This window comes from Alteromonas sp. LMIT006 (assembly GCF_024300645.1).
Taxonomy (GTDB): domain Bacteria; phylum Pseudomonadota; class Gammaproteobacteria; order Enterobacterales; family Alteromonadaceae; genus Opacimonas; species Opacimonas immobilis.
In genome coordinates this window covers 1,618,071-1,643,374 of the sequence record NZ_CP101291.1, presented here as the reverse complement: position 1 = coordinate 1,643,374, position 25,304 = coordinate 1,618,071, and the positions used below count along the sequence as shown (strand labels likewise).

General features: G+C 47.3%; 27 protein-coding genes. 10 read left to right on the top strand and 17 right to left on the bottom strand.

Translation table 11 applies throughout. The features are described from left to right. Positions 1 to 15: 15 nt before the first annotated feature. Entirely contained in the window at positions 16 to 531 is a 516-nt protein-coding gene (locus NLG07_RS11885) for a rhodanese-like domain-containing protein (RefSeq protein ID WP_303049195.1), read from the bottom strand. A 24-nt stretch (positions 532 to 555) separates the two neighbouring features. Beyond that, positions 556 to 864, bottom strand: a complete 309-nt coding sequence (locus tag NLG07_RS07695; RefSeq protein ID WP_254854892.1) for a helix-turn-helix transcriptional regulator — start codon at positions 862 to 864, stop codon at positions 556 to 558. Between the two features lie 162 nt (positions 865 to 1,026). On the opposite strand from NLG07_RS07695, the gene NLG07_RS07690 reads away from it, so the two are divergent. Further along, complete coding sequence (locus NLG07_RS07690) at positions 1,027 to 2,814, top strand: ABC transporter ATP-binding protein/permease (protein WP_254854891.1); 1,788 nt, start codon at positions 1,027 to 1,029, stop codon at positions 2,812 to 2,814. 69 nt (positions 2,815 to 2,883) lie between these two features. On the opposite strand, the gene NLG07_RS07685 is transcribed toward NLG07_RS07690, so the two are convergent. From NLG07_RS07685 to NLG07_RS07645, 9 genes are read right to left on the bottom strand one after another with little or no spacing between them, the layout of a single operon-like run. Next, a complete protein-coding gene (locus NLG07_RS07685) occupies positions 2,884 to 4,227 on the bottom strand; it encodes a class II 3-deoxy-7-phosphoheptulonate synthase (RefSeq protein WP_254854890.1) in 1,344 nt (447 codons plus the stop codon). A gap of 35 nt (positions 4,228 to 4,262) precedes the next feature. Further along, a complete protein-coding gene (locus NLG07_RS07680; RefSeq protein ID WP_254854889.1) occupies positions 4,263 to 4,994 on the bottom strand; it encodes an ATP-binding cassette domain-containing protein in 732 nt (243 codons plus the stop codon). Further along, entirely contained in the window at positions 4,991 to 5,941 is a 951-nt protein-coding gene (locus NLG07_RS07675) for an iron ABC transporter permease (protein ID WP_254854888.1), read from the bottom strand. The genes NLG07_RS07680 and NLG07_RS07675 overlap by 4 nt, the downstream gene beginning before the upstream one ends. Then, positions 5,922 to 6,407 (bottom strand): low molecular weight protein-tyrosine-phosphatase, encoded by a 486-nt coding sequence (locus tag NLG07_RS07670; protein WP_254854887.1) that lies wholly within the window; start codon positions 6,405 to 6,407, stop codon positions 5,922 to 5,924. Before NLG07_RS07670 ends, NLG07_RS07675 begins: the two co-directional genes overlap by 20 nt. A gap of 54 nt (positions 6,408 to 6,461) precedes the next feature. After that, positions 6,462 to 7,994 (bottom strand): ATP-binding cassette domain-containing protein, encoded by a 1,533-nt coding sequence (locus NLG07_RS07665; protein ID WP_254854886.1) that lies wholly within the window; start codon positions 7,992 to 7,994, stop codon positions 6,462 to 6,464. Then, positions 7,987 to 9,588 carry an ATP-binding cassette domain-containing protein gene (locus NLG07_RS07660; RefSeq protein ID WP_254854885.1) on the bottom strand — a complete coding sequence of 534 codons (1,602 nt, stop codon included), beginning with the start codon at positions 9,586 to 9,588 and terminating at the stop codon, positions 7,987 to 7,989. Before NLG07_RS07660 ends, NLG07_RS07665 begins: the two co-directional genes overlap by 8 nt. 6 nt (positions 9,589 to 9,594) lie before the next feature. Further along, on the bottom strand, positions 9,595 to 9,696 hold the full coding sequence (gene cydX, locus NLG07_RS07655) for a cytochrome bd-I oxidase subunit CydX (RefSeq protein WP_254854884.1): 102 nt from the start codon (positions 9,694 to 9,696) through the stop codon (positions 9,595 to 9,597). A gap of 12 nt (positions 9,697 to 9,708) precedes the next feature. Next, complete coding sequence (cydB, locus tag NLG07_RS07650) at positions 9,709 to 10,845, bottom strand: cytochrome d ubiquinol oxidase subunit II (RefSeq protein WP_254854883.1); 1,137 nt, start codon at positions 10,843 to 10,845, stop codon at positions 9,709 to 9,711. Then, the gene (locus NLG07_RS07645; protein WP_254854882.1) at positions 10,842 to 12,425 is read right to left on the bottom strand and encodes a cytochrome ubiquinol oxidase subunit I; all 1,584 of its coding nucleotides are present in this window, start codon (positions 12,423 to 12,425) and stop codon (positions 10,842 to 10,844) included. The genes cydB and NLG07_RS07645 overlap by 4 nt, the downstream gene beginning before the upstream one ends. 201 nt (positions 12,426 to 12,626) lie before the next feature. On the opposite strand from NLG07_RS07645, the gene NLG07_RS07640 reads away from it, so the two are divergent. From NLG07_RS07640 to NLG07_RS07630, 3 genes are all read left to right on the top strand, one after another. Next, positions 12,627 to 13,988 (top strand): sigma-54-dependent Fis family transcriptional regulator, encoded by a 1,362-nt coding sequence (locus NLG07_RS07640; protein ID WP_254854881.1) that lies wholly within the window; start codon positions 12,627 to 12,629, stop codon positions 13,986 to 13,988. 63 nt (positions 13,989 to 14,051) lie between these two features. Further along, positions 14,052 to 14,282, top strand: coding sequence for an AbrB/MazE/SpoVT family DNA-binding domain-containing protein (locus NLG07_RS07635; protein WP_254854880.1), 231 nt, complete (start codon positions 14,052 to 14,054; stop codon positions 14,280 to 14,282). Then, complete coding sequence (locus tag NLG07_RS07630) at positions 14,257 to 14,631, top strand: type II toxin-antitoxin system PemK/MazF family toxin (protein ID WP_254854879.1); 375 nt, start codon at positions 14,257 to 14,259, stop codon at positions 14,629 to 14,631. Before NLG07_RS07635 ends, NLG07_RS07630 begins: the two co-directional genes overlap by 26 nt. A 50-nt stretch (positions 14,632 to 14,681) precedes the next feature. Here the strand turns inward: NLG07_RS07630 and NLG07_RS07625 are convergent, their stop codons facing one another. Next, positions 14,682 to 14,873 (bottom strand): hypothetical protein, encoded by a 192-nt coding sequence (locus NLG07_RS07625; protein ID WP_254854878.1) that lies wholly within the window; start codon positions 14,871 to 14,873, stop codon positions 14,682 to 14,684. Positions 14,874 to 15,028: 155 nt separating this feature from the next. On the opposite strand from NLG07_RS07625, the gene pepE reads away from it, so the two are divergent. The 3 genes from pepE to NLG07_RS07610 all read left to right on the top strand — a co-directional run bounded on the left by pepE (position 15,029) and on the right by NLG07_RS07610 (position 16,514). After that, complete coding sequence (gene pepE, locus NLG07_RS07620; protein ID WP_254854877.1) at positions 15,029 to 15,724, top strand: dipeptidase PepE; 696 nt, start codon at positions 15,029 to 15,031, stop codon at positions 15,722 to 15,724. Positions 15,725 to 15,858: 134 nt separating this feature from the next. Continuing rightward, positions 15,859 to 16,095 (top strand): DUF6364 family protein, encoded by a 237-nt coding sequence (locus NLG07_RS07615; protein WP_254854876.1) that lies wholly within the window; start codon positions 15,859 to 15,861, stop codon positions 16,093 to 16,095. Beyond that, positions 16,092 to 16,514 carry a PIN domain-containing protein gene (locus tag NLG07_RS07610; protein ID WP_254854875.1) on the top strand — a complete coding sequence of 141 codons (423 nt, stop codon included), beginning with the start codon at positions 16,092 to 16,094 and terminating at the stop codon, positions 16,512 to 16,514. Before NLG07_RS07615 ends, NLG07_RS07610 begins: the two co-directional genes overlap by 4 nt. A gap of 6 nt (positions 16,515 to 16,520) precedes the next feature. Here the strand turns inward: NLG07_RS07610 and bioD are convergent, their stop codons facing one another. The 4 genes from bioD to bioB are packed head-to-tail and all read right to left on the bottom strand — an operon-like array spanning position 16,521 to position 20,210. After that, positions 16,521 to 17,210 carry a dethiobiotin synthase gene (gene bioD / locus NLG07_RS07605; RefSeq protein WP_254854874.1) on the bottom strand — a complete coding sequence of 230 codons (690 nt, stop codon included), beginning with the start codon at positions 17,208 to 17,210 and terminating at the stop codon, positions 16,521 to 16,523. 5 nt (positions 17,211 to 17,215) lie between these two features. Further along, entirely contained in the window at positions 17,216 to 17,974 is a 759-nt protein-coding gene (locus NLG07_RS07600) for a methyltransferase domain-containing protein (RefSeq protein ID WP_254854873.1), read from the bottom strand. Then, positions 17,965 to 19,143, bottom strand: coding sequence for an 8-amino-7-oxononanoate synthase (locus NLG07_RS07595; RefSeq protein ID WP_254854872.1), 1,179 nt, complete (start codon positions 19,141 to 19,143; stop codon positions 17,965 to 17,967). The genes NLG07_RS07600 and NLG07_RS07595 overlap by 10 nt, the downstream gene beginning before the upstream one ends. A 5-nt stretch (positions 19,144 to 19,148) precedes the next feature. Beyond that, positions 19,149 to 20,210, bottom strand: a complete 1,062-nt coding sequence (gene bioB, locus NLG07_RS07590) for a biotin synthase BioB (protein WP_254854871.1) — start codon at positions 20,208 to 20,210, stop codon at positions 19,149 to 19,151. Between the two features lie 116 nt (positions 20,211 to 20,326). Here bioB and bioA point away from each other — a divergent pair, with 116 nt between their 5' ends. After that, positions 20,327 to 21,595, top strand: a complete 1,269-nt coding sequence (gene bioA, locus NLG07_RS07585; protein ID WP_254854870.1) for an adenosylmethionine--8-amino-7-oxononanoate transaminase — start codon at positions 20,327 to 20,329, stop codon at positions 21,593 to 21,595. 69 nt (positions 21,596 to 21,664) lie between these two features. Then, positions 21,665 to 23,062: an asparagine--tRNA ligase gene (gene asnS, locus NLG07_RS07580; protein WP_254854869.1), complete on the top strand. Its 1,398-nt coding sequence runs from the start codon at positions 21,665 to 21,667 to the stop codon at positions 23,060 to 23,062. A gap of 77 nt (positions 23,063 to 23,139) precedes the next feature. Here asnS and NLG07_RS07575 read toward each other — a convergent pair whose 3' ends face one another. Further along, positions 23,140 to 23,826: a DUF2202 domain-containing protein gene (locus NLG07_RS07575; protein WP_254854868.1), complete on the bottom strand. Its 687-nt coding sequence runs from the start codon at positions 23,824 to 23,826 to the stop codon at positions 23,140 to 23,142. 257 nt (positions 23,827 to 24,083) lie between these two features. Here NLG07_RS07575 and NLG07_RS07570 point away from each other — a divergent pair, with 257 nt between their 5' ends. Next, positions 24,084 to 25,304 carry an efflux RND transporter periplasmic adaptor subunit gene (locus NLG07_RS07570; protein ID WP_368501239.1) on the top strand — a complete coding sequence of 407 codons (1,221 nt, stop codon included), beginning with the start codon at positions 24,084 to 24,086 and terminating at the stop codon, positions 25,302 to 25,304.

Sequence of the window (25,304 nt, the reverse complement as noted above, 5' to 3'; positions counted from 1 at the left end):
TTCTCAACGGATCCACTAACGATTCCAGGGCATAAGCGCCAACACCCGAGCTAACCCGCAAAAGCCACTTAACCCAGCAAATAGTAAACCCGCTCCAAAAAAGCCCGATAACCACACCCATGGCATCGCCACGGTTTGCGATAATACGACACCTGCCAGCACACTGCCACCGACAATGATTTGCACCTGTCTATCTAAAGGCAACACGTTGCTCTGTCCTTTGATAACAGCAAAACCATCGGCTTGCCATGCTTCAATGCCACCTGCCATATTAACAAACTCCAATTCCGGGTGGCGTTTGACAAACTGTTCACAGGCTTTATTGCCGCGCACGCCTTTTTGGCAATGCACGATGACTTTTTTGCCCTTTGCAATCGAGGGATCGAGTTCCAAGTTACTTAACGGCACCAAATGCGCATTGTTTATAGCAGTATGACGATGTTCTGCCGGCTCTCTGACATCAATCAGCAGCGCTTCATCGCTGTCTAACCACGTTTTGGCCTGTTCTGGGGTGATTTGTTGAATGGTCATAATAATACTCTCTCAAAAAAATAATTAACAATCAGATTGTGGCCCGCAATAGGCCAGATATAAGTTACTCAAGATGGCACCAACGAGCGGATCGACAATCGAATAAATCACTTTGACACCGTCTTTTCGCGCGCCCAACACATTAGCATCTTTTAATACTTTCAAATGCTGAGACACCGCAGACTGGGACAAGCACACTTCATTCGCTAAGCTATTTACATCGCGTTCCTGACGCAGCAAAGTGCATAAAATCATCAACCTGTGGCGATTAGCCATGGCTTTGAGTAAGGTTTCTGCGTTGGTTGCGTTGCTCTGTAGCTGTTGAAGATCCATAAGCACCTCGTTGTGTTGATGGATTAAATATATTAGAAATTACTTATATAGTCAATATAGATGATGAAAAACAAAAGAGCAATTTTATTGCAACAGGACTCATATTCAGCGTAAAAGTGTTTATAATCCTATTGAAACTAGAAACAAATAGATTAATCCCTCATGCGCTCCATGCGATTTGACACACCCAACAATCAACCCGTGACCTGGCGAGTCTTATTCAAGCTCTTACCGTATTTAGGTGAGTTCAAACAGCGCGTCGCACTGGCCTTGTTGTGCCTTGTGGCGGCCAAATTGGCCAGCGTCGCCCTGCCCTTTGTCCTTAAATACAGTGTCGATAGCCTAAACAATGAAAACACCATCACCCCGCTGCTATTGGGCCCCATCGCTTTAGTCATCGCTTATGGTGGGTTTCGTTTTCTCAATGTCATCTTAGGCGAGGTGCGCGACACCTTGTTTGGTCGAGTGACGGAGCGCGCCATGCGCCGGCTTGGGCTACAAGTATTCAAACACTTACACGCCTTGGATCTCGCGTTTCACCTCAATCGCCAAACCGGTGGCCTATCGCGTGACATTGACCGCGGCACCAACGGCATTAGCTTCTTGATGCGCTTTATGGTGTTTAATATCGGGCCGACATTGTTGGAGATTGGCTTTGTCATCATTATTTTATTCACTCAATACGGCGCGACCTTTGCCGGGATCATCGCCGTGTCTGTGGTGCTCTATGTGTTTTTCTCCATGAAAGCGACCGATTGGCGCACCAAATACGTGCGCGAAGTCAATCAAGCGGATAACACCACCAACACGCGCGCCATCGATAGCTTACTCAATTATGAAACCGTCAAATACTTCAACAATGAACAGTACGAATCTGAGCTATATGATTCCAATCTCGCCACCTGGGAGCACGCCCGACGCAAAAACCGCCTGTCACTCTTCGCGTTAAACGGCGGGCAGGCGTTTATTATTGCCGGGGCCATGACCAGTATGATGATTTTGGCGGCGCTGGAAGTCAAAGCCGGCACCATGACCATTGGTGATTTTGTGTTGATCAATGCGTTTACCATGCAGATCTTTATGCCGCTGAACTTCTTGGGGTTTGTGTACCGTGAGATCCGTGGCGCGCTCGCCAATATTGAAAACTTATTTAGCTTGCTCAATACCCCATCGAGCGTACAAGACGCGCCCGATGCCAAGCCTCTCGAATGCCCGAAAGGACAGATTGACTTTAGCCACGTCTCATTTGCCTATCACTGTGATCGCCCCATCATTAAAGACGTCAGCTTTACCATTCCCGCCGGTGCCAAAGTCGCCATCGTCGGCCCCAGTGGCAGCGGCAAATCCACACTGGCCAAACTGCTCATGCGCTTTTATGAACCCACTCAAGGCAGCATTAGCATTGATGGACAAGCGCTTGACCAAGTCACCCAAGATTCCTTGCGCAAGCAGCTTGGCATGGTGCCTCAAGACACCGTGCTGTTTAACGATACATTGGGCAATAATATTCGCTACGGCCGCGTGGAAGCCCGTGATGATGAAGTATCAAACGCCATCAACATGGCTCAATTGTCTGATTTTGTCGCGCAACTGCCCGATGGCTTAGACACCCAAGTGGGCGAGCGTGGCTTGAAGCTCTCTGGTGGGGAAAAACAACGCGTGGCCATTGCCCGCACGCTACTCAAAAATCCCCCGATTGTGATCTTTGATGAAGCGACCTCATCATTGGACAGTCAATCTGAGCAAGGGATCTTAACGGCGATGAACGCGCTGGCAAAAGCGCATACCAGCGTTGTCATTGCGCATCGGTTATCCACGATTAAGGATGCGGATCAGATCATCGTTTTAAAACATGGGCAGATTGCCGAACAGGGCGCTCATTCAGAACTGCTAAGTGCTCAAGGCGTCTATTACCAACTGTGGCAAGCCCAGCAACACGAGGATGGATAAGAAGACAGCCCGTTTACTCGATCCTCTGTGAACGGGCTGTATTTGATGAGTGTTTTCAGCCGTTGGGGCTTAACGTGCTTTGATGTAATCAGAGACCAAAAATGCCATCTCCAACACTTGATCGGCATTTAAGCGCGGGTCGCACTGGGTTTGATAGGCTTGTGCCAGATCATCATCACTGATCTGATACGCGCCACCGGTACACTCGGTGACATGCTGACCGGTCATCTCTAAGTGGATGCCTCCCGCGTGGGTGCCTTCTTGCTTGTGTGCCGTAAAGAACTGCTGAATTTCACGCAAAATCGCATCAAAATTACGGGTTTTGTAGCCGCTAGAGGCTGAAAAGGTATTACCGTGCATCGGGTCAGATGACCACACCACGTGACGACCTTCCGCTTTGACACGACGCAATAAAACAGGCAAGTTATCTGCTAACTTATCTGCGCCCATTCGAGTGATCAGGGTCAAACGTCCAGGCACATTGTTCGGGTTTAATGCATCAATCAGTTGAATCAACTCATCCGGTGTCATTGTCGGACCAATCTTTACGCCAATCGGGTTATTGATGCCACTGAAGAACTCAACATGGGCATGGTCAAGCTGACGCGTGCGTTCACCGATCCACAACATGTGTGCAGAACAGTTATACGGCAGTCCTGTCAACGTATCCACGCGGGTCAGCGCTTGCTCGTAGTTCAGTAACAAGGCTTCATGCGAGGTATACAAAGCCGTTTCATGTAATGCCGGGTGACTCTCTGAATTGATGCCAATCACATCCATGAACGCAAGCGTATCGGCAATGCGATCCGCCATGTCTTGATAACGCTCTTTGAGGGGGTTGTTATCAACAAATGCCAAATTCCAGCGATGCACTTGATTGAGGTCGGCCAAGCCACCTTGCGCAAACGCTCTGAGTAAGTTCAAGGTCGCAGCCGAGTTGCGATAGGCTTCGAGCATGCGATTGGGATCAGGCACACGCGCACTTTCGGTAAACTCAAACGAGTTAATGATGTCCCCGCGATAACTCGGTAAGGATACGCCATCTTTGGTCTCCATATCCGCTGAGCGCGGCTTGGCATATTGCCCCGCCATACGCGCGACTTTGGTCACCGGACAGCGACCGGCAAAGGTCAGCACAATGGCCATCTGTAACATGACTTTGAAGGTATCACGGATCTTAGGAGCATTAAACTCAGTAAAGGACTCTGCGCAATCACCGCCTTGTAACAAAAAGCCATTGCCCTGAGCCACATCGCCCAACTCAGACAAAAGCTGCCTGGCTTCCGCGGCAAATACTAAGGGCGGATACGAGGCAAGTTGGCTTTCAACTTGTTCTAATGCCGCTTGGTCCGGATACGTAGGTTGTTGTTTGATTGGCTTGTCACGCCAGGAATCGATGCGCCAGTTGCTCATAATATTCTCAAATTTTGTATGTTTCTTGAATAACGTTATCTTACCCAAATGGGCAAAGAATTGATAGAAAAACAACGGCATATCGTAGAAGGATCTGACGCCAACTCGGCGACAGCGTATTGACCTTCACAGTGACCATGACGCTGTCCTTCTTTTAATAAAGTAACGCAAGTGTTCGGTTGTGCCAATACCAGCGCAATATCGTGTAACGCCATGATCACCAGGTTGTTGTGGGCAATCTGATGCAACCAATCCAGTAATTTCATTTGATACTGCACATCTAAGCCATTTAATGGCTCATCCAGCAACAGCACACCTTGGCCTGATCGCAGCGCCGGCCAGATAGACAACATCACACGCGCCAAATGCGCCCTTACCGCCTGTCCTTGAGAACATTGACGTAAGTCTTTATCGAGCAATTCGCCGATGCCTAGCGCATTAACTAACTCATCCGGCATATGACACGTCCGAGCTGGACAGTGATAAAACTCGAGCATTTGTGCAACCGTGATCGCAAATTCAGGTTCTTGTGTCTGTTGATAGAGACCGCGCTTATGAGGCCAATCCAAAATTTTATAAAGAGAATGACCGTCGTATTGGATAGCCTTGTGGGCATTACCTTTTTCCAGTAATCCTGCCATCGCCAACAAGAGACTGCTTTTGCCGACGCCATTGGGCCCAAGTAGCACGTTTAATTGCCCTGAATGAAACTGTGCTTGATCGACGGCGATGCGATCTTTAATGGCCAAATGAGCAATACGAATCATCCAGCCACCCGATGTTTTAATAATACGTACACAAAAACCGGCGCACCGATACTGGCCGTCACCAATGACACAGGCAATGCAATAATCGACGTGGCTTGATTAAGTAAAACCACCATGCCCATAAACAGCGCCCCTATTGCCATACTCAACGGCATCACAAGGCGATTATCCGCGCCCCAAATTCGTCTAACAAAATGCGGTACCAATAAGCCCACAAACGCAATCGAGCCGGCTATCGCCACACACGCCCCGACAATCAGCGCACACAGCACCACACATTCACGACGCAGTTTTGGCACATCCACGCCATGAGTAATGGCTATCGCTTCGCCGACCATAAGTTGATTGAGGGCGTGTGCGTGGCGCAATAATCGAACACTGCACACACTGACCACCCCCCCAACCCAAAATAACTGCAACCAATCACTTTGCGCAAAGCTGCCTAACAGCCAAAATGTTAAGGTTTTGCTTTGTTGCGGAGGCGCCAACACATAGATCCACGCCAACACCGCACTGGCTAAGGTTGTAATAGCAATACCGGCCAATAAAATCTGTCCATGCTCTCGCGACAGGCGCCGACTCAAGCTCAATAACAACAGACTACTGAACAACGCGCCGACAAAACAGCCCAAAACCAAAACAATAGGGGAATCTAACACCACCATCAAAGGGGTAGTGAGTAATAGACCAGCCACGACACTCGCCCCACTGGATAACCCCAAGATACTCGGGTCGGCCAATGGGTTGCGTAATAACACTTGCAACGATGCACTGGCCATACATAAACCCATACCGACAACCAAAGCCGTCAGTAACTCCGGCAAAGCGAGTTGCAGATACACATGACGAATGATTTCATTGCTGAAGATATTGCCGGTCAAAACTAGATGCGCCAGCAGCAGGCTGATAGATAGCGCTATGAGTGTGTTAGTGATTCTGTTTGACATGCTCAATAAATCCAGCACATCCTTGCTCAATCAAATCCAAAACTAATTCAAATCCACGTCGCCCGCCGTAATACGGGTCGGGTACCTCTGGATAATCGCCTGGAGCAAATTCAACCAAAAGACGAATTTTGTGCTCGTACCCTTGTGGACAGACTTTGCGCAAGTTCTCCACATTACTGGCATCCATCGCGAGCAAATAATCCGCATTCACAAAGTCCTCTTCACTGACTTTGCGACAACGAATACCGGTAAAATCATATCCCATCGCACTCGCCACTTCGACTGACCGTTCGTCGGGTTTGGCACCGACGTGATAACCGGCTGTACCTGCCGAATCAATGATAAAGTGTGCATCTAGGTTACGATCGGCGACCATTTTGCGAAATACCGCTTCAGCTGTGGGTGAACGGCAGATGTTGCCAAGACAAATAAAGACAACCGAAATCGCTCCTTGCGAGTTATCCATTGCAAATCATCACTTGTTTAATTGCTAAATCATGATGCGCAATGTAGCAAGATTTTAAGAAAATGTATAATCCCAATCGACCATCAATGCATCTGGCACAATATGGGTGGCCACGATAACCAGTGAAGTGCGCTTGAGCTCATTTAAGTGTTCCGTGACAAGTTGTATGCGCTCATGATCCAATCCTTCAAATGGCTCATCAACCAATAGTACACTCGGCGGATTCAACAACACTTGAGCAAGCGCCAAGCGTTTTGCCTCACCTCCAGACAAGGCCAGTCCCTGCTCGCCCAGCCACGCATTGATATTCAGATGCGCTAAGTCCATTTGTTGTAGAACCTTTCGTATATCGTCATCACTCGCCTCTGATTGAGCCAAACGCAAGTTCTCCGCCACTGTCGTATTGAGGATTTGTGGGGATTGTGGCACATACAACATATCCCGACATAATCCCTGCTGGAGACATTTACCGTTCCAAAAGCGCTGCCCGCTTGCGGGTATATGCCCGACGAGACCTTGCATCCATCTGGATTTTCCTACCCCAGAAGGCCCTTGTAACACAATTAACTCACCCAATACCAGGGTCAAAGACACTGGCTTTCCCCCCTCTACCAACAGCTGATTGGTTTGCAAATATTGCAACGGTTCTGGTATGGTGAAACTTGGAACAGACTGCACCGACGTTGTGCATAATGACGCTTGCGCTTGTCGATATTGGCCAAACACTGGCGCGACTTGCAACGAACGAGACAACCAATCCGGTGCAGTGAGTAGCAAAATAGGGGTCACAATCAATAGCGCATTTCCATACTCATCTTGCGGCAGCCACCACAGCATCAGGCTTACTAACCCAAACGAGACTCCTTGCAAACACCACACCGCATAATCGCTGTAACGACGCACTATTTGCTGACTCTGCCACATCTTAGATGCATCCATCTGCGCCATAAAATCAGCGCCTTGATTGGGCGCCATATGCCAAATGGCACTTGTATCTAAAGCCGTCTCAGATCGTTCGCGAAATGCGTGCTCGGCAGCCACTTGGCGTACTGCATAATGCACCCCCAGCCACATCAGCCCTCCAAGTAAGATAAGCCACACAGATGCTAATACTAGAGTGTATAAAGGGCCTGGTAATGACCAAAACAAACTAACGAACAGAGCAAGAGTGATAGACACAATCGCATTGGCTTGCTGCGCAACCCATCCCATCCACACGCTGGCAACACTTTCAGTATGATGAGCCAGGGCTTCGGTGAACCCTGACCGTTCAGTGATCCGTGCATCATGCAACTGTGCAAATAGCTCAGCGCGATATCGCCCTGTTTTGTTCAGCAAATCCGAATGCGCAAAATACAAATGAAAATACCCTGACGCAATACGCAATAACGCAAATCCTCGAACGGCTACGGCCGGTAACATGTAATTGAACTGTGGCGCCGCTATTGCACTGGCACAAATAAACCAACTTGATATCATCAGCAGTGATAACCCAGCAGCGCCCTGTAAAGCCGATAAGAGTAGCGCTATCCATGGAATATCCCGCCATGAGTATGACTTCTGGGTTGCTTGCGAGCACTTAGCCATGTTCGACCTCCATCTGGGTGTGCACCATGACGGATCCAGATTCGATGTGCCATGTTTGATTAAACCATTCACCCGGCAATTCTTTATGACTTGACCACAAAACGGTTTTGCCTAGGCTTAACTGTTTGATTAAAGTGGAAATCGCTTCGTGTTGTGCTTGTGGTAAATGCGCCGTTGGCTCATCTAGCAACCACACACTTGCTGGGTGCAACAACAGCCGAGCGAGTGCTAAGCGCTGCGCTTGTCCACCAGAAAGTCGAGGATACTGCCCCATAACCGTATTAATCCCTTCAGGCAATGCGTTCACCCACTCCATCAACCCTACTTGAGTCAGGACGTTGTGCATGGCCGTTTGGTCATAATCATGCCCCAAACACAGATTATCGCGAATACTAGAGGGTAAAATCACAGGAGATTGCGTGAGCATGACGCAATCAGTTCCTAGTTGATGTGAGGCCGATTGGTGCCCCAACAATGCTTCCAAAAAGATCGTTTTGCCGGCCCCAGAACGCCCAGATACTTTAATACATTCACCCACCTGCAAAGCCAAATGGTTTGCCTTTAAGTCAATGACCGGTATGTGAAAAGCATCCCACCTGATGCCATTAAACTTGGCCTCATCTGATGGCTTTAAAGTCATCGGCAACAGTGCTTGCAACTCTGAATAGGCAGTCTCTGCGTGGGCTTTTTGATGATAAAACTGCCCCAGTAATTTGAGCTCATTAAACACCAAAGGGGCACTGAGCAGTAGCCATAATCCTTGAGCAAATTCGATATCAGGACCGAGTGTGATTTCGCCAAGCAAACGAAAACCAATAAACACCGCCACTAATGCCATGGCAATGGTAGAGAAAAAGTCTAATACGGTATTGGATAAAAATGCCAATGCCACCACTTTCATCGTGCGTCGATTAAATTGCTCACTGGCTCGAAGCAACAGCGAGTATTGTTGGGTAAAACCGTTATAACTGGCAATGATCGGTAGTTTTTTTAACCGATCCACAAACAAACCACCGAGTCGAGATAATGCGACAAACTGTTTGCGCTGAGCATTGGCCGCTCCCCACCCTACCAAGTACATAAAAAATGGTACCAATGGCATGGCCAACACTAGGGTCAAACCCACTACATAATTCACGGGTAATACCACAGCAACAATGACGATGGGCGTTAACACAGCCACCCATTGCTGCACTTGATAATCATAGCGCCAATCACGTAAAGCAGGAATATGGGTCAACCATAAGCTTTGCCAATAAAAACTAGAACGACGGCGCAACAAGGCGTGTTGCTCTTGTTGAAACCGCTCAAGTAGCTGTTTTTGCAGGGTATTCTCAAGCACTCGTTTACTGCAATGCTGGATATAAATAAACGCGCCTTTGACCAAAAATACACTGGACAGCACCCCCATAAGAGCTAACAGCATCATTTTGGGTGGCGGTTGTAAGTTCACCAAAAAGGCATCAATGACCTGTGCAAAACACCAAAAGGCGACCAGCATCAAAACAAAAAGCGCCACTTTACACCCAACACTCAACCAGAAAGGCCAAGGGCTAATATTGGGTAAAGTGGCGAACCATCGCGCTAATTTCAAAAAAAGTTATTCCTTATCCAAATCTTCGTTGGCCTCTAACCACATCGCATTGATGATGCCAAAAGCACAGGCCAGCAAGACACCCAAGATCCAAGCAAAATACCACATAATTACACTCCTCTAATAAATGGCATGTGACTTATCCAAATCGCTATCTTTAATACGACCGCGCATGACGTAGAAGCAATAAGCGGTGTAACCTAGCACTATAGGCACAAACACACAGGCAACAAAAAACATGATTTTGAGCGTCAATTCTGACGCAGTGGCGTCCCACATGGTCAAACTCGCTGCAGGCTGTACTGAGCTTGGCAACAAGAAAGGGAACATCGAAAAGCCCGCCGTCAAAATAATGCCAGTCATATGCAACGCACTGGCCACAAATGCTTTTCCAGCCTGTCCTAAAGCAGAGAACAGACTACAAGACAATCCGCTGACAATGGCCATAAGCGGTGCCAGGGCAAACAACGGATAGTGGCCATAATTATCCATCCACGCGCCGACTTCTGTGCCAACCGTTTTGAGTAACGGATTAGATTGCCCATCGGTTGCCAGCTCAGAGGTGACGACATACCCTTCAATAAACCAGGCAACACACACACCCGCAATGATGAACAACGCGACGGTGACAATGCCGAGATAAAAAGCCGTTTTTTGTGCGCGGGCACGAATAAAACCGTCGGTTTTAAGCTGTAACCATGCTGCACCATGGGTCAGTAACATGCCCAATGAAATAAGCCCAACCAACAAAGCGAACGGATTCAGCAACTGCCAAAAGGTCCCCGTATAAGTCGCTTTTAAGGTCTCATCCAGGGTAAAGGGAACCCCTAACAACAAGTTCCCAAACGCGACCCCAAACACCAACGAAGGCACTAAACCTCCTGCAAACAACATCCAATCAAAAATATTGCGCGTGCTTTCTTTAGCGAATTTACCGCGATAATCAAAGCCTATCGGGCGCATCCACAGTGCCGCCAGCACCAAAAACAATGCGATATAGAAGCCAGAGAACGCCGTCGCGTAAATCATGGGAAACGCTGCAAATAAGGCACCGCCAGCCGTGATAAACCAAACTTGATTACCATCCCAATGCGGACCCACAGTATTGATCATGATGCGGCGTTCGCGATCGGTACGGCCAATGATGGTGAGCAACGCCCCCACACCCAAATCAAAGCCATCGGTTATCACAAACCCGATCAGTAATACACCGACCAGGGCCCACCAAATGACTCTTAACGTTTCATAATCAATCATGCTTGAGCTCCTTTAGACAAAGTTAAATCAGCGTCTTGGGATTGCAAAGCATCGGCTTCGGCAAAATATTGAGTGGGGCCTTTGACGATGTATTTTTTCATCAAATAAAAACCCAAGAAGAAAAACGCCGTGTAAAACAACGTAAAAGCAATTAAGGTAAAGACCACATCGCCTACTGACAGGTTTGAGGCTGCTACGTGAACGGGTAATACTTCGGCAATGGTCCAAGGTTGACGCCCATACTCAGCTACAAACCATCCCGCTTCCGAAGCAATCCAAGGCAGTGGCAGTGAATAAAACGCAGCTTTATAGACCCACCGTGGGGTAGGTATGGATTTTTTGGCAGTGTAGTAAAAGGCAATAGCAAATAAAACAAGCATCGCGAAGCCGCAAGCTACCATAATGCGGAATGAGTAAAATAATGGCGCAACAGACGGGATCGAGTAATCCACCGCTTTGTCTAACGCCTCCTCAGATGGGTTCGCTAAATCTTTGGTAAATGGCTGCAACAACATGCCATACCCAATGTCATCTTTATGAGTATCAAAAAAGAGCGTTTCGGCTTGCGTCGCCGTCCCGTTTTTGATTCGTTCCAGCATCGTCAGTGCCTGACCACCAGTAATGATGCGCTCACGATGTTCGATGCGATGTTGATCTAACCCTGGAACCTCTTCATCAAGGGAACGGGTCGCAATGATCCCCATCACATACGGGATTCGCACAGCATAATCGACATGTTGTGTGTCATCGTTTGGCACACCAATCACCGTAAATGGCGCAGGTGCCGGATGCGTAGTATATTCCGCTTCAATCGCGGCCAATTTGACTTGTTGTACATCGCCAAGCTCATAGCCTGATTCATCCCCTAACAGAATGACCGACAAGGTAGAAGCTAAACCAAATGCGGCGGCAATCGCAAACGAGCGACGGGCAAAGGCGATTTCACGATGATTGAGCAAATACCATGAGCTGATGGCGAGAACAAAAATGGCTCCAGTAACATACCCTGCAGAGACCGTATGCACAAATTTGACTTGAGCCACTGGATTAAATATTACCTCAGCAAAATTCACCATTTCCATACGCATGGTATCAATATTAAATTCAGCACCGACTGGATACTGCATCCAGCCGTTGGCAATTAAGATCCACAAGGCAGAAAAATTTGAGCCCAATGCCACCAGCCAAGTTGCCATCAAGTGTTTGACTTTGGACATGCGCTCCCAACCAAAGAAAAACATGCCGACGAAGGTCGATTCTAGGAAAAACGCCATCAATCCCTCAATCGCCAAAGGAGCACCAAAGATATCTCCCACATAATGCGAGTAATAAGACCAGTTCATGCCAAACTCAAATTCCATGGTCAAACCTGTGGCCACACCTATGGCAAAATTAATCCCGAACAACTTGCCCCAGAATTTGGTCATTTGTTTGTAGATCTCTTTGCCGGTCATGACATAAACAGATTCCATGATCGCTAATAAAAACGACAACCCAAGGGTCAACGGGACAAAAATAAAGTGGAACATGGCCGTTAAGGCAAACTGAAATCTCGATAACTCGATGACCGTTTCGTTCATATTGGTCTCCTGTGCGTAAAAAACATGTGTTGAATCTCTGTTATTTACACTTACAAGAAACATACCAAAAATAAAAAAACTAGTAATATCAATACCTAAATTCAAACCGTCACCATAACGGGCGACTGAACCTGCATTTTTCTAGATGAAACGGTCTTTCTGTGCCAAAATTGGCACAAACCCAAAACATAATTGACACACATGAACATTCACATTATTCAAGCCATGATCAATGCGATCGAAAAACCCGCAGTGTTTATCGATGAGCAATACACGATTCGTGCGGCGAACGATGCGTATACCGCACGCCAGCCTTTGCTCGTCGATATCGATGAGAGCAAATGCCACAAAGTATCGCATCACTCTGATGTACCTTGTGATCAAAATGGTGAATCCTGTCCTCTGGCACAATGTCGAGAAACACAGCGACCTGCGAATGTCATTCATGTTCATGAAACGCCAAATGGCAAGCGCTACTGCGACATCGTCATGAAACCCATTTATGACGACGAAGCACAACTACTAGGCTACATCGAAATCATTACCGATGTGCCCTACGCGTCTGTCGCGAGTAAAGCCAATACGCTGTTGGGTCAATCAACAGCATTCAAAAACATGCTGCATAAAATTAACCGTGCAGCCACTGCCGACATTGCCGTGTTGTTACAAGGAGAAACTGGTACGGGTAAAGAGCTCGTGGCACAGGCGTTGCACACCTCAAGCCAGCGCAGTCAATCGCCATTTGTGATCATTGAATGCGCAGGCCTTAATGATAATTTGTTTGAGTCCGAGTTATTTGGCCATGAAAAAGGCGCGTTTACGGGTGCCAATTTCAAAAAGCGAGGGTTGGTCGAGAGTGCCCAAGGCGGCACGATATTTTTTGATGAAATCGGCGATGTGCCCTTAAACATGCAAGTCAAACTACTGCGACTGCTTGAAACCAAACGCTATCGTTCCGTTGGTGGTTTAATCGAAAAACAAGCAGATTTTAGACTGGTGTGCGCGACCCACAAAGATCTCGCTCAGATGGTCAAAGATGGGGAGTTTCGACAGGACCTATACTACCGTATTGCCGGCTTCCCGATCCATCTACCCAGTTTGCGCGAACGCAAGAGTGATATTGCTATGTTAATTGAGCACTTTTTACAATCGTCCAACCTTTCTGTGGACTCGGTAACAAAACAATTTCATCCGGATGCCTTAGCCTTATTATTGAAGTACCCTTTTCCCGGGAATATCCGCGAACTGCGCTCCATTGTTGAGCAATCCGCTTTACTGGCACTGGAAGACGAGATCACAGCAGATGATTTGCCAGAACACATTCGCCAGTATGAGCCCTCCCCTGACGTAAACGAGCAAAGCTCTTGCGTACAAAGTGTTGATCTGTCAATGACCGGCAGTAACGGCTTTGCACTGACAACATTAGCTGATGCTGAAGCAGACTATCTACGGCAATGCATCGCACATTTTGAGGGTCACATCGACGAGTTAGCCCAGCAACTAGGGATATCTAGACGCACCTTGTACCGCAAGTTGCAACAGCATAATATCTCGCCACACTAGACTTGCAAAATGCCCATACTGGGGTAATACTTGTATTACCCATTACCAAAAGGCGCATAAGTTATGAAAAGCAGTCTAAGTCGGTTAACACAAAAGTATCAGGCAACTATCCCTCAAGCCGTGAGAGAGGAGCTCGGCTTACATGCGGGTGATCAAGTCGTTTTCGAACAACAATCTGGGCACATTACATTACGTAAGGCACAACCAATCGACCTTGCATTTACCCATGCTGTGCAAGAAACGATGACAGAGTGGAACTCGCTAGACGATGAAGAGGCCTACCGTGATTTATGAACAATTTGATGTCGTAGTGGTTCCGTTTCCATTTACCGATAAATCTGCCTCTAAAAGACGCCCTGCTTTGGTTCTAAACAATGATATATTGTCTAAAAGCGGAAAATATGTGTTGGCAATGATCACTAGTTCAAAGCAATTTCCCTGGCCATTGGATATCCACATCAAGGACTTGGACTCTACTGGATTAGCACATCCTTCTATCGTGCGAATGAAAATATTTACTTTAGATGCTGAGCTAATCCTACGAAGGGCCGGCCGTCTCTCTGAGATTGATCGTGCACGTACTAAGCAGGCCATAAATGCATTATTTCAGAGTGGCTGCCCCACCCAAAGTACCAACGTTTGATGATGTGAGGCCTGATGCTGTACAAAAACCTCGCTTAAAACGATGCCTCCTTAGCCGTCTTTCCCCATCTTGCGACATTCAAGAATCAAATTAATCACTACGACAGCGAGTAACATCACAAAGACCCGCTCACTTTTCATACCTAAAAATGTCTCTTTACCTCCCATGCTATAGGCGGCAAGGATGGCAGGTATAATGACGAGTTGAGAGCGTTTAAGGTTGCTTAAATTGAATTGTGACATAGTTTTTCCTAACAAAATTGTTTGTCAAGAGCATAGCCTATCATGCCTAATTTTCTACCTCTTGGACTACTTCAGTATTAACCGTTTTTCAATTTGAGATTAAATCTGTTATAGAATGACTCCATTAATGATTGCTAACAAGAAGATATTTCACCATGCACGTACTAATGCTTTCTAGCTCCCGCGCTCATAATTCAGAATACCTAGCCCCAAATCGTGATCTCATTGACCGTCACCTTGGGGATCGCAAACGGCTCTTATTCGTTCCCTTTGCCGGGGTCAGCATCTCTTATGACGACTACACGGCGATGGTACAACAAGCACTGCCCGAGTATCAGGTTGTCGGGATCCATACCTTCAGCGACCCAATTCAAGCTGTTAAAGACGCTGAAGCCATACTGGTTGGTGGCGGCAATACGTTTCATCTGTTGTATCAGTTACAAACCCAAGGCTTAATAGCGCCCATTCAAGAAGCGGTCAAAACCGGTACGCCATACATTGGTTGGAGCGCAGGCTCCAATATCTGCGGTGCCACCATTCGCACCACCAATGACATGCCGATCATCGAACCACCCTCATTCAACGCCCTGGGTTTTGTCCCATTCCAACTCAACCCGCATTATACCGATGAGCATCCAAAGGATTTTCACGGTGAAACGCGTGACCAACGGCTCATGGAGTTTAGTTTGTTGCATCCGCACATTCCCATCATTGGCATACGCGAAGGCAGTGCGTTGATATTGCATGGAGAATCATTGGAATTGGCTGATATTGAAGATGGGATTCAGTTTTTGAACGCTGAGAAAACGGTTGTGTCTAAAGGAAGTGACTTGAGTCATCTTTATCTTTAATTTTTTTGGGGTATTTGCAAAACTCCTCTGATCGGAGACGCTTAAATGAAAAGTTTGTGTTTACATTATTGCACTTTACGTAGTTAGACGTATAATTATATATAAATTTATACGTCATTTTTTAAGGAGGTGTTATGCAGTCCAAGCTAACATTAAGATTAGAAGAACGACTTATTGATTCTGCAAAAAGGTATGCTCAGCATAATGGTGTCTCACTTTCGCATGTGGTTGCTAATTACTTTGCAGCAATTCAAAGCGAAGAAGAAAAGCAAGAACTCGCACCAATTACACGCTCTCTTGTTGGTTCTTCTAAAAAAGTGAAACTGACAGTTGATGACTACAAAAAACACCTTGAAAGCAAATATTTGTGAAAATCTTATTTGATACAAACATCGTGCTCGATGTCCTGCTTGAACGTGATGAATTTGTAAAAAACTCTTCGACATTAATAAGTTTTGTTGAGCAAGGACGTTTAAGAGGATTCTTGTGTGCAACAACTGTCACCACTTTAGATTACTTAATATCAAAAACTTACAATCGAAAACACGCTCGCTCAAGTATTGAAAAGTTACTTACAATTTTCGAACTATCATCTGTTGATTCTAAAGTCATAGACTTAGCACTACATTCAGAACTAAAGGACTTCGAAGATGCAGTTCAAGTATATTCGGGTATGTGCAGCAAAGCCGATGGTATTGTCACGCGAAACCCAAAGGACTATAAAGGTATTCAGCTCCCAGTATACGAGCCATTGGAGCTAATTAGAATTTGTAAAAGCTTAAAAAAGTAACTGGCTCTAACCCAAAGCCTTCACATCCAATTGCGCCGCGACTTCTTCTGCTCTCGACACCTTACCCACCACACCCAAACACGGCGCATCCAACATGGATTTGAGTGTTTTGATATTCTCTTGCGCAAACGGCTGGTCACAAAAATCATTCGCCACCCAACCCAATACGTCACAGCCACTGGCTTTGACCGCCTGATAGGTTAACAACGCATGATTGAGACACCCCAGACGCAACGCTACCACGATCACAACGGGTAATTGATGCTTGGCCACCCACTCAGACAACAGCTTGCCATTGCCAATGGGCAACGCCCAACCGCCCGCGCCTTCGACCAACAAAACATCTGCATCGACTTGCTGTAAACGCGCCAACGCCTCATCCAATACCGCTGTATCGATTGCCTGATGCGCCATGTCTGCTGCGATGTGCGGGGCAATTGGCTGTGCAAACGCAATGGGATTGACCCATTCATAGGGCAGTTGAACCGATGCTTGCGCCATCAACGCCAAGGCATCTTCATTGTGTAAGCCGGCTTCCCCATCTTCAATAACCAGCTCGCACCCAGCCGAAATGGGCTTGTGTCCAATCACAGAATGACCATGTTGTGTCAGCGCCAACATAAGACCCGCACTGATGACGGTTTTGCCTACATCCGTATCCGTGCCAGTGACAAAAAACGCCTGCATAATTCTCATACCCTCTACTTAACTAAAGACAAAAAACACACGCGATAATCCAGACTGTAATCACCTTCTAAACCATCGATAATGTGTTCATATTGAGCACGACCTATTGGAGACACATCGGCTTGACTTATCACGGTACTCGCCCCAATCTCTTTAATTGAGCCCATCATCGCACGAAAATCGTCAAACTCATCAACAAACACTTGCTCGTCCAACTGACACTCACTGAATAACTCACTGTGCCATGCTGAGCTCGCTGCAAATTCATTGATCCGTCCTGGTAAGCCCGCAGCGGTAAACGCCTCATGCAACCGCACAAAACTTGGCGACACCATAATGGCACACATGGCTCGGCCACCTGGCTTTAAAATGCGATGAATATGACTCAAAACTCGCATCGGAGAATTCGACCATTGCAAGGCCATTGATGAAAATACAAAATCGACCGATGCATTTGGTAAACTCAACTCGTCAAAATCGCTTTGTACAATAAGATGCGAAGAGACATTATTAGCCACCATACCAGTGGCAATATCGACCCCAATGACTTTTTCAGCGTACTCACTCAACGCATCTAAGTTGTGCCCTACCCCGCACCCTAAGTCGACAACACACTCACCACGGCCAGCAAACCATTTTGATGCTCGAGCCAAGCCTTCAACCGCAATGCGGTGCTGAACTTTTGCTTGTTTAACATACTCTGAGGCATGGCGTGAAAACTGTTCGGCCACACGCATTTTATCCACCGTGGGCGATGTATTGACTACCCCCATTCTTGCTCTCTTAGCAAACACAAGGCATCAATCAGCGCATCGATGTCTTTATCACAATGCACCGCGGATAAGGTAATACGCAAGCGGTCGGAGCCTTTAGGTACGGTAGGCGAGCGAATGGCGCCGACCCACACCCCCAATGAACGAAGATAGTCGGATGCCTGTAACACGCCATCGGCAGAACCGATAATAAACGGCTGAATAGCAGTATTGGAAGCCAAAACAGGTAACCCGTGACGCGCCACACCGTCACGAAAACGGGCGATATTAGCGAATAAACGAGTCCGCTGCTCACCGGCTACAATCAACTCAAGACTGGCCAACGTCGCCCGCGCATTGGCCGCGCTCATCGCGGTAGAATAAATATAGTGTTTGGCGTGATTGACCAGATAATCAATCAACTCATGTGAACCGGCAATAAACGCTCCGGATGTGCCCACCGCTTTACCAAAGGTGCCCATCAATACCGGACAATCGTCTTGTGTTAAATTAAACGCATCGACACTGCCAAGGCCTCTGTCACCTAACACTCCTAATGCATGCGCATCATCAAGCATCAACATGGCGTTACTCTCATGTGCGAGCGAAACTAAATCAGCCACTGGAGCAGTATCACCATCCATGCTGAAGACGCCTTCTGACGCAAGCAACACCGCATGACTTGAATCAATCCCGTCTAGTAACGTCCTCGCATGTGCGATATCGTTGTGGGCGAAGCGTTTTAAGTGCGCCTCACTGACCATGGCGCCCTCAATAAACGAAGCATGCATCAGTTTATCGCTTACCACCACATCGTTTTTTTGTAACAGCGCTTGGCACAAGGCGTGATTGGCTGCAAAGCCAGAAGAGAACAACAACACCGCTTCGCGGCCAAGCTTTTCAGCTAACCAAGCTTCCAAGCGCGCATGCTCAATACTATGACCGGTGACCAGTGGCGATGCGCCAGAGCCTGCGCCATATTTTGACAGACCTTCGACAAACGGTTGCAATACACGCTCATCAAAACGCAGTCCCAAATAATCGTTTGCGGCAAAATTCAAATACGCCTTGCCATCGACATTGAGCACACCAGCGTAATCATCCTCGACAATACGACGAGTACGCAGTAAGTCTTCTTGTGCTTTTTTGGCGAGCGCTGCGCGGAAACGCTTTGCAAACGAATCAGACATATCCATTATTTCACTTCGGTATACAACTCTGCTTGAGCTTGCGCTGAGATTTCATCGGCTAACGCCGCTTCGTACGCTTCATCCGAAAACGATTTGGTCATTTCGCGATTAATCCCGAGCTTTTTGAATAGCTGAACATCCGCGTGAGATTCTGGGTTTGATGTGGTGAGCAGTTTGCACCCATAAAAAATCGAATTTGCGCCCGCCATAAAACACAGCGCCTGCATCTGCTCGTTCATCGCCTCACGCCCTGCGGATAACCGCACATAGGATTTGGGCATCATGATGCGCGCCACCGCGATGGTGCGAATAAACTCAAAGCCATCCAAGTCGTCCACCTTATCAAGCGGTGTGCCTTTGACTTTGACCAGCATATTAATCGGTACACTCTCTGGGTGGCGTTCAAGATTGGCCAGTGCCATCAACAAGCCCGAGCGGTCTTGTGCTGACTCGCCCATGCCGACAATCCCGCCACTGCACACATTCATGCCGGCATCGCGCACATTTTGCAGTGTGTCTAAACGGTCTTGATAGGTACGCGTGGTAATGATATCGCCGTAGTATTCTGGAGACGTATCTAGATTATGGTTGTAATAATCCAGGCCCGCTTGCTTGAGCATTAAGGCTTGGTCGCGCGTGAGCATGCCCAACGTCATACAGGTTTCCATGCCCATCGCTTTGACTTGTTTGACCATATCCACAACATACGGCATATCGCGATCTTTGGGATTGCGCCACGCCGCCCCCATACAAAAACGGGTCGAGCCGGCTGCCTTTGCTTCTTTCGCGCGCTCGATGACTTTTTCAATTTCCAACAAACGTTCTTTTTCTAAACCGGTGTCATACCGCGCACTTTGCGGGCAGTATTTACAGTCTTCTGGGCACGCACCGGTTTTAATCGATAACAAGGTGCTGACTTGCACGTGATTTGGGTCAAAATGCGTACGATGTACCGTTTGTGCTTGGAATAATAAATCGTTAAAAGGCAATGCAAACAAAGCGTCTACTTCGCTTTGCGTCCAATTGTGTCTAATTTGATCAGGGGCCTGGGGAATTTGCGCGTTCATCTTGGTTACTTTTGCAGTCTTTACTTAATCGTAGTTAACGCTTAGTCTATGCACATGCTTCAACTTGTCAACTTAATAAAACATACGAAGTTGACCTATGTATAAAAAACAACCAAATGAACAACATCGATTACGACAAAGCCCACATCTGGCACCCCTATACCTCGGCAACTGAGCCATTGCCTTGCTATGAGGTGAGCAAAACCGATGGCGTGCATATCACCCTTGCCAGTGGGGAGATGCTCATCGATGGGATGTCATCGTGGTGGGCGGCGATCCACGGTTACAACCACCCACATATCAATGCCGCAGTGAAGCGTCAGGTCGATGAGTTTTCGCATATTATGTTTGGTGGTTTGACCCATGAGCCAGCCATTAAACTGGCTAAACAGTTATTGGCTATGGTACCTGAGGGGTTAAATCGCGTATTTTTTGCCGACTCAGGATCCGTATCGGTTGAAGTCGCCATTAAGATGGCGTTGCAATATTTTGCCTGCCAAGGTCAGCCACACAAACACAAAATTCTCTCGCCGCGCAATGGCTATCACGGTGATACGTTTGCGGCCATGTCGGTGTGTGATCCCATCAATGGCATGCACTCGTTATTTAAAAATGTGCTCGCTGAGCAAATTTTTGTGCCCGCGCCACAAACCCGTTTTGGCCAAACGTGGAACGAAGATGAGCTAGCCCCTCTTGTTGATACACTCAATGATCATCATCACGAAATCGCCGCCATTATATTGGAGCCCGTCGTACAAGGTGCTGGTGGGATGCGCCTGTATCACCCTGAGTATGTGCGTCGAGTAAGACAACTATGCGATGAGTATAATATTTTGTTGATCGCCGATGAAATCGCCACGGGCTTTGGACGTACTGGGAAGTTATTTGCCTGCGAACACGCTGGCATTACCCCTGATATTTTGTGTCTGGGTAAAGCCCTGACAGGCGGGTATATGACCATGGCTGCGACCTTGTGCACCGAAGATGTGGCCTTAGGGGTGTGCCAAGGCGCCCCCGGAGTGTTTATGCATGGCCCGACGTATATGGGCAATCCTTTGGCTTGTGCTGTGGCCTCGGCGTCGCTAGAACTTATCGCCAGCGGAGCATGGCAGGCACAGGTGGCGCAAATTGAACAGGCCCTTCAGGCCTATTTACCCCGGTGCGCTGAGTTACCTCAGGTCGCTGATGTCCGGATTTTGGGTGCAATTGGTGTGGTAGAAACCAAAACCCCCGTAGATGTGGCCAAAATCCAAGCGCATTTTGTGCAACAAGGCGTGTGGATCCGCCCTTTTGGCAAATTAGTGTACATCATGCCGCCGTTTATCAGTGAACCAGAGCACATTAAAGCCTTATGTGATGCGATATATACTGGGGTGCAAATTTAGTTTTTATTGGGCATTCGCTTTCAATATGCGTATAATCCCGCGCAAGCAAAAATTTAGGAGTAATTAACTATGGCGTATGCCGCAGTGACTGATGTACTAAACGGTACTTATGCAATCGGTGATACGGTCACCGTAAAAGGTTGGGTGCGCACCCGACGCGATTCTAAAGCTGGTTTGTCTTTCGTTGCATTGCACGATGGCAGCTGTTTTGATCCCGTACAAGTCATTGCCCTCAATACCCTCGCCAATTACGATGAAGTCACTCGATTAACTGCGGGCTGTTCATTAGAAGTGGATGCCACCGTCAAAGCCTCCGAAGGGCAAGGCCAAGCGCTTGAGCTTGAGGCCAACGACATTCGCGTGATCGGTTGGGTCGAAAACCCAGACACCTACCCTATGGCGGCCAAACGCCATTCGATTGAATACCTTCGCGAACATGCACACCTTCGCCCTCGTACCAATGTCATTGGCGCAGTGACACGAGTGCGCAACTGTTTGAGCCAAGCCGTGCACCGTTTCTTCCATGAGCGTGGCTATATGTGGATCTCAACACCGATCCTAACCGCTTCAGATACTGAAGGTGCCGGTGAAATGTTCCGCGTCTCAACCTTGGACATGATGAACATTCCACGCGATGACAAAGGCGAAGTGGACTATTCGGAAGACTTTTTTGGCAAAGAGACCTTCCTGACCGTATCGGGTCAGCTCAACGTCGAAACTTATTGTACAGCGATGTCCAAAGTATATACCTTTGGCCCCACTTTCCGTGCCGAGAACTCCAATACGTCGCGCCATTTGGCCGAGTTTTGGATGGTTGAGCCAGAAGTCGCGTTTGCCGATTTGAATACCATCGCCGGTCTGGCCGAAGACATGCTGAAATATGTATTCAAAGCGGTATTAGAAGAACGCGCCGACGATATGGCGTTTTTTGCTCAGCGCATCAATAAAGACGCCATCTCCCGCTTAGAGAAAGTCATCGAACAAGATTTTGTGCGCATGGATTACACCGATGCGATCACGATTTTGGAAAACTGTGGCAAGGACTTTGAATTCCCTGTTTCTTGGGGCATTGATTTGTCATCAGAGCACGAGCGCTATTTGGCAGAAGAGCACGTTGGTGCGCCGATCATCATGCAAAATTATCCCAAAGACATTAAAGCATTTTACATGCGCCTAAACGATGACGGTAAAACCGTTGCCGCGATGGATGTCTTGGCGCCAGGGATTGGTGAAATCATTGGTGGCTCTCAACGGGAAGAGCGTTTGGATGTCTTTGATGCGCGTTTAGCAGAAATGGGACTGAGCAAAGAAGATTACAGCTGGTATCGTGACTTGCGTCGCTATGGTACCGTACCTCACGCAGGTTTCGGTTTGGGCTTCGAACGACTGGTTGCCTATGTCACAGGTATGCAGAATGTGCGTGATGTGATCCCCTTCCCACGCACACCGGGTAATGCGAACTACTGATTCGACTCAGTCCTACTCGACGTAATCAGGCAGCGCTTCGCTGCCTTGTTTACTGGGGATGGACTACGCACACAAGTCTAATTTTTTTCAACCGGTGAATTAACGATTTCATCAAATAATGACTGTGAAATGTATTTCGGTGTGTAGCTGCCTTGGTTGTTTTGAATTTGTTTGTAAAAAGCTCGCAGATGATTTCTGGACCCTTTTATCAAATTGCTATATACCAATAAGATATCATCATTGTCATACACATCCTGACTCAGCCGGTCAATATCATAAATATCCAATTCTTCGATTTCTATACCAACATACAAAGCCTCTAATTCGGATACATCACCCGATTGCACAAATCCATTGTATAAATACGTAAATTCATCATTGGTAAAGGCACCGATTGCCGTGTTTTGTACAGGATCGTCAATGCCGTACCGAATCAGCAATTGTGCCACCGCATCGGTATGCGTTTGTTCACTGTCACCGATATTTTTAAAAATAGGTGTACCATATAGTTCGAATAACGACAGGTATACATCGTGCGCGAGTTTTTCCTCTTCTCTCATCAGCACTAACCCCTCTGTCTCAAGTGGAGAAAGTGTCCCTAAGGGCAGTTGCGAAAGTTGAGCTGACAATGGGTTCGTGTTGGCGGTTTGTTGGCTTTGATTTTGATTGGTTGAAGCCAACGGCGTTGGGACCGTGTTATGATTCCCACCACAATTGATGAGCGATGTCATGGCACCTAATAAGAACATCATTCTACATTTCATTTTTTTCTCCGATTTTGACATAATTGCTTTGTAACATGATAACAATAGCAATCTATATGCCATAAAATAGTTAACCGTAAGTGATTGATATAAATGAAGTTAATGTAATGATAAAAATCATCCCATGCAGTTATGCCATATCTGGCACTTGCTATGTCAAATATGACGTGAGGATCGAACAGATTGTTACATTTGCTGACACAAACTGACAATTAGTTCAGTTATGCTTATCCTGTCAAAATTTTTAAGGTAAACACATGTCCATCTCGAACGCATCTTCACAGACATCTGCAAACGGCACTCGCAAGAGTTTACTTATCAAAATCGGCATGCCCATTGCGATTCTCGTGGTTGGCATTGCGGGTATGTTAGGGATCAAAGCGACCGCACAAGACAGCGAAGAAAAAAAGCCCGTCGATACACGTCCCAACATTAGCTATCAAGCGATCCAGCCGACCGACCACACGGTTATTATCAGTGGCAACGGCGAAATCAAGCCCAAAGAATCCACCGCTCTCTCGGCGCAGGTGTCTGGTGAAGTCGAGAGCTTGCATCCTAATTTTGTTGCAGGCGGATTGGTTAAGCGCGGTGATGTATTGTTTACCATCGAAAAAGACGCTTATGAAGCCGCTGTATGGCAAGCGGAATCAGAACTATCCCGCGCCCAAGCCGCTTTGATCGAAGAGCAGGCTCGCGCTAATGTCGCCAAACGCGAAGCGAAGAACTTGCCCAAAGTCAACGTCACTGATTTGTATTTGCGCAAACCTCAGTTATTAAGTGCCCAAGCTGCGGTTAAATCCGCGCAAGCTCGTCTCAAGTTAGCGCAACGCGATCTCAATGACACCACGGTGAGAGCACCATATGATGCCTTGATCATCATGCGCAATATTGGCGTCGGTCAGTTTGTGAATCGCGGCATTGAAGTCGCGCGCTTAAATAACATTGAAACCGCTGAATTGGTGTTTCCAGTAGCGGGATTTGATGCGGTATTTTTACCAGACAATATCGTTGGTGCGAATGCCACTTTGCATGCGAGAAACATTGATAAAACCACTCGCAAAGGCAGTATAACCCGGGATTTGGGGATCGTTGATAGCAACACACGCATGAGTCAGTTAGTGGTCGAAATCAATGATCCATACGGGCTAATAAGCGATGCTGAGCCACTTAAATTCGGTACCTTCGTCGATGTGCAATTCAAGGGTATTACGATTGAAAATGTGTATAAACTGCCGCAAACGTTAGTCAATAATCGCCGTGTTTGGGTGGTGGATAACGAGAACAAATTACGCATCAAAAACGTAACCGTGTTGCGTGAAGAAGGCAAGTATTTTTACATTGATTCCGGCCTAGAGCCAAATGATAAAGTCGTCATGACCTTGCCTGAGTACCCACTCGATGGGATGGAAGTCAAGATCACCAATGACAAAAATGAAGTCGTGGCCACCCCAACCGCGTCTGATAGTCAAAGTGAGTAA

Coding starts and splice junctions, on each gene's coding strand:
- asnS (WP_254854869.1), top strand. CDS start 21,665: ATGGCGTATGCCGCAGTGACTGATGTACTAAACGGTACTTATGCAATC.
- NLG07_RS07595 (WP_254854872.1), bottom strand. CDS start 19,143: ATGTCTGATTCGTTTGCAAAGCGTTTCCGCGCAGCGCTCGCCAAAAAA.
- NLG07_RS07570 (WP_368501239.1), top strand. CDS start 24,084: ATGTCCATCTCGAACGCATCTTCACAGACATCTGCAAACGGCACTCGC.
- cydX (WP_254854884.1), bottom strand. CDS start 9,696: ATGTGGTATTTTGCTTGGATCTTGGGTGTCTTGCTGGCCTGTGCTTTT.
- cydB (WP_254854883.1), bottom strand. CDS start 10,845: ATGATTGATTATGAAACGTTAAGAGTCATTTGGTGGGCCCTGGTCGGT.
- bioD (WP_254854874.1), bottom strand. CDS start 17,210: ATGAGAATTATGCAGGCGTTTTTTGTCACTGGCACGGATACGGATGTA.
- NLG07_RS07615 (WP_254854876.1), top strand. CDS start 15,859: ATGCAGTCCAAGCTAACATTAAGATTAGAAGAACGACTTATTGATTCT.
- NLG07_RS07690 (WP_254854891.1), top strand. CDS start 1,027: ATGCGCTCCATGCGATTTGACACACCCAACAATCAACCCGTGACCTGG.
- NLG07_RS07695 (WP_254854892.1), bottom strand. CDS start 864: ATGGATCTTCAACAGCTACAGAGCAACGCAACCAACGCAGAAACCTTA.
- NLG07_RS07665 (WP_254854886.1), bottom strand. CDS start 7,994: ATGGCTAAGTGCTCGCAAGCAACCCAGAAGTCATACTCATGGCGGGAT.
- NLG07_RS07600 (WP_254854873.1), bottom strand. CDS start 17,974: ATGGGGGTAGTCAATACATCGCCCACGGTGGATAAAATGCGTGTGGCC.
- NLG07_RS11885 (WP_303049195.1), bottom strand. CDS start 531: ATGACCATTCAACAAATCACCCCAGAACAGGCCAAAACGTGGTTAGAC.
- NLG07_RS07675 (WP_254854888.1), bottom strand. CDS start 5,941: ATGTCAAACAGAATCACTAACACACTCATAGCGCTATCTATCAGCCTG.
- NLG07_RS07575 (WP_254854868.1), bottom strand. CDS start 23,826: ATGAAATGTAGAATGATGTTCTTATTAGGTGCCATGACATCGCTCATC.
- bioA (WP_254854870.1), top strand. CDS start 20,327: ATGAACAACATCGATTACGACAAAGCCCACATCTGGCACCCCTATACC.
- NLG07_RS07645 (WP_254854882.1), bottom strand. CDS start 12,425: ATGAACGAAACGGTCATCGAGTTATCGAGATTTCAGTTTGCCTTAACG.
- NLG07_RS07685 (WP_254854890.1), bottom strand. CDS start 4,227: ATGAGCAACTGGCGCATCGATTCCTGGCGTGACAAGCCAATCAAACAA.
- NLG07_RS07630 (WP_254854879.1), top strand. CDS start 14,257: ATGAAGAGGCCTACCGTGATTTATGAACAATTTGATGTCGTAGTGGTT.
- NLG07_RS07670 (WP_254854887.1), bottom strand. CDS start 6,407: ATGGATAACTCGCAAGGAGCGATTTCGGTTGTCTTTATTTGTCTTGGC.
- pepE (WP_254854877.1), top strand. CDS start 15,029: ATGCACGTACTAATGCTTTCTAGCTCCCGCGCTCATAATTCAGAATAC.
- NLG07_RS07680 (WP_254854889.1), bottom strand. CDS start 4,994: ATGATTCGTATTGCTCATTTGGCCATTAAAGATCGCATCGCCGTCGAT.
- bioB (WP_254854871.1), bottom strand. CDS start 20,210: ATGAACGCGCAAATTCCCCAGGCCCCTGATCAAATTAGACACAATTGG.
- NLG07_RS07625 (WP_254854878.1), bottom strand. CDS start 14,873: ATGTCACAATTCAATTTAAGCAACCTTAAACGCTCTCAACTCGTCATT.
- NLG07_RS07640 (WP_254854881.1), top strand. CDS start 12,627: ATGAACATTCACATTATTCAAGCCATGATCAATGCGATCGAAAAACCC.
- NLG07_RS07635 (WP_254854880.1), top strand. CDS start 14,052: ATGAAAAGCAGTCTAAGTCGGTTAACACAAAAGTATCAGGCAACTATC.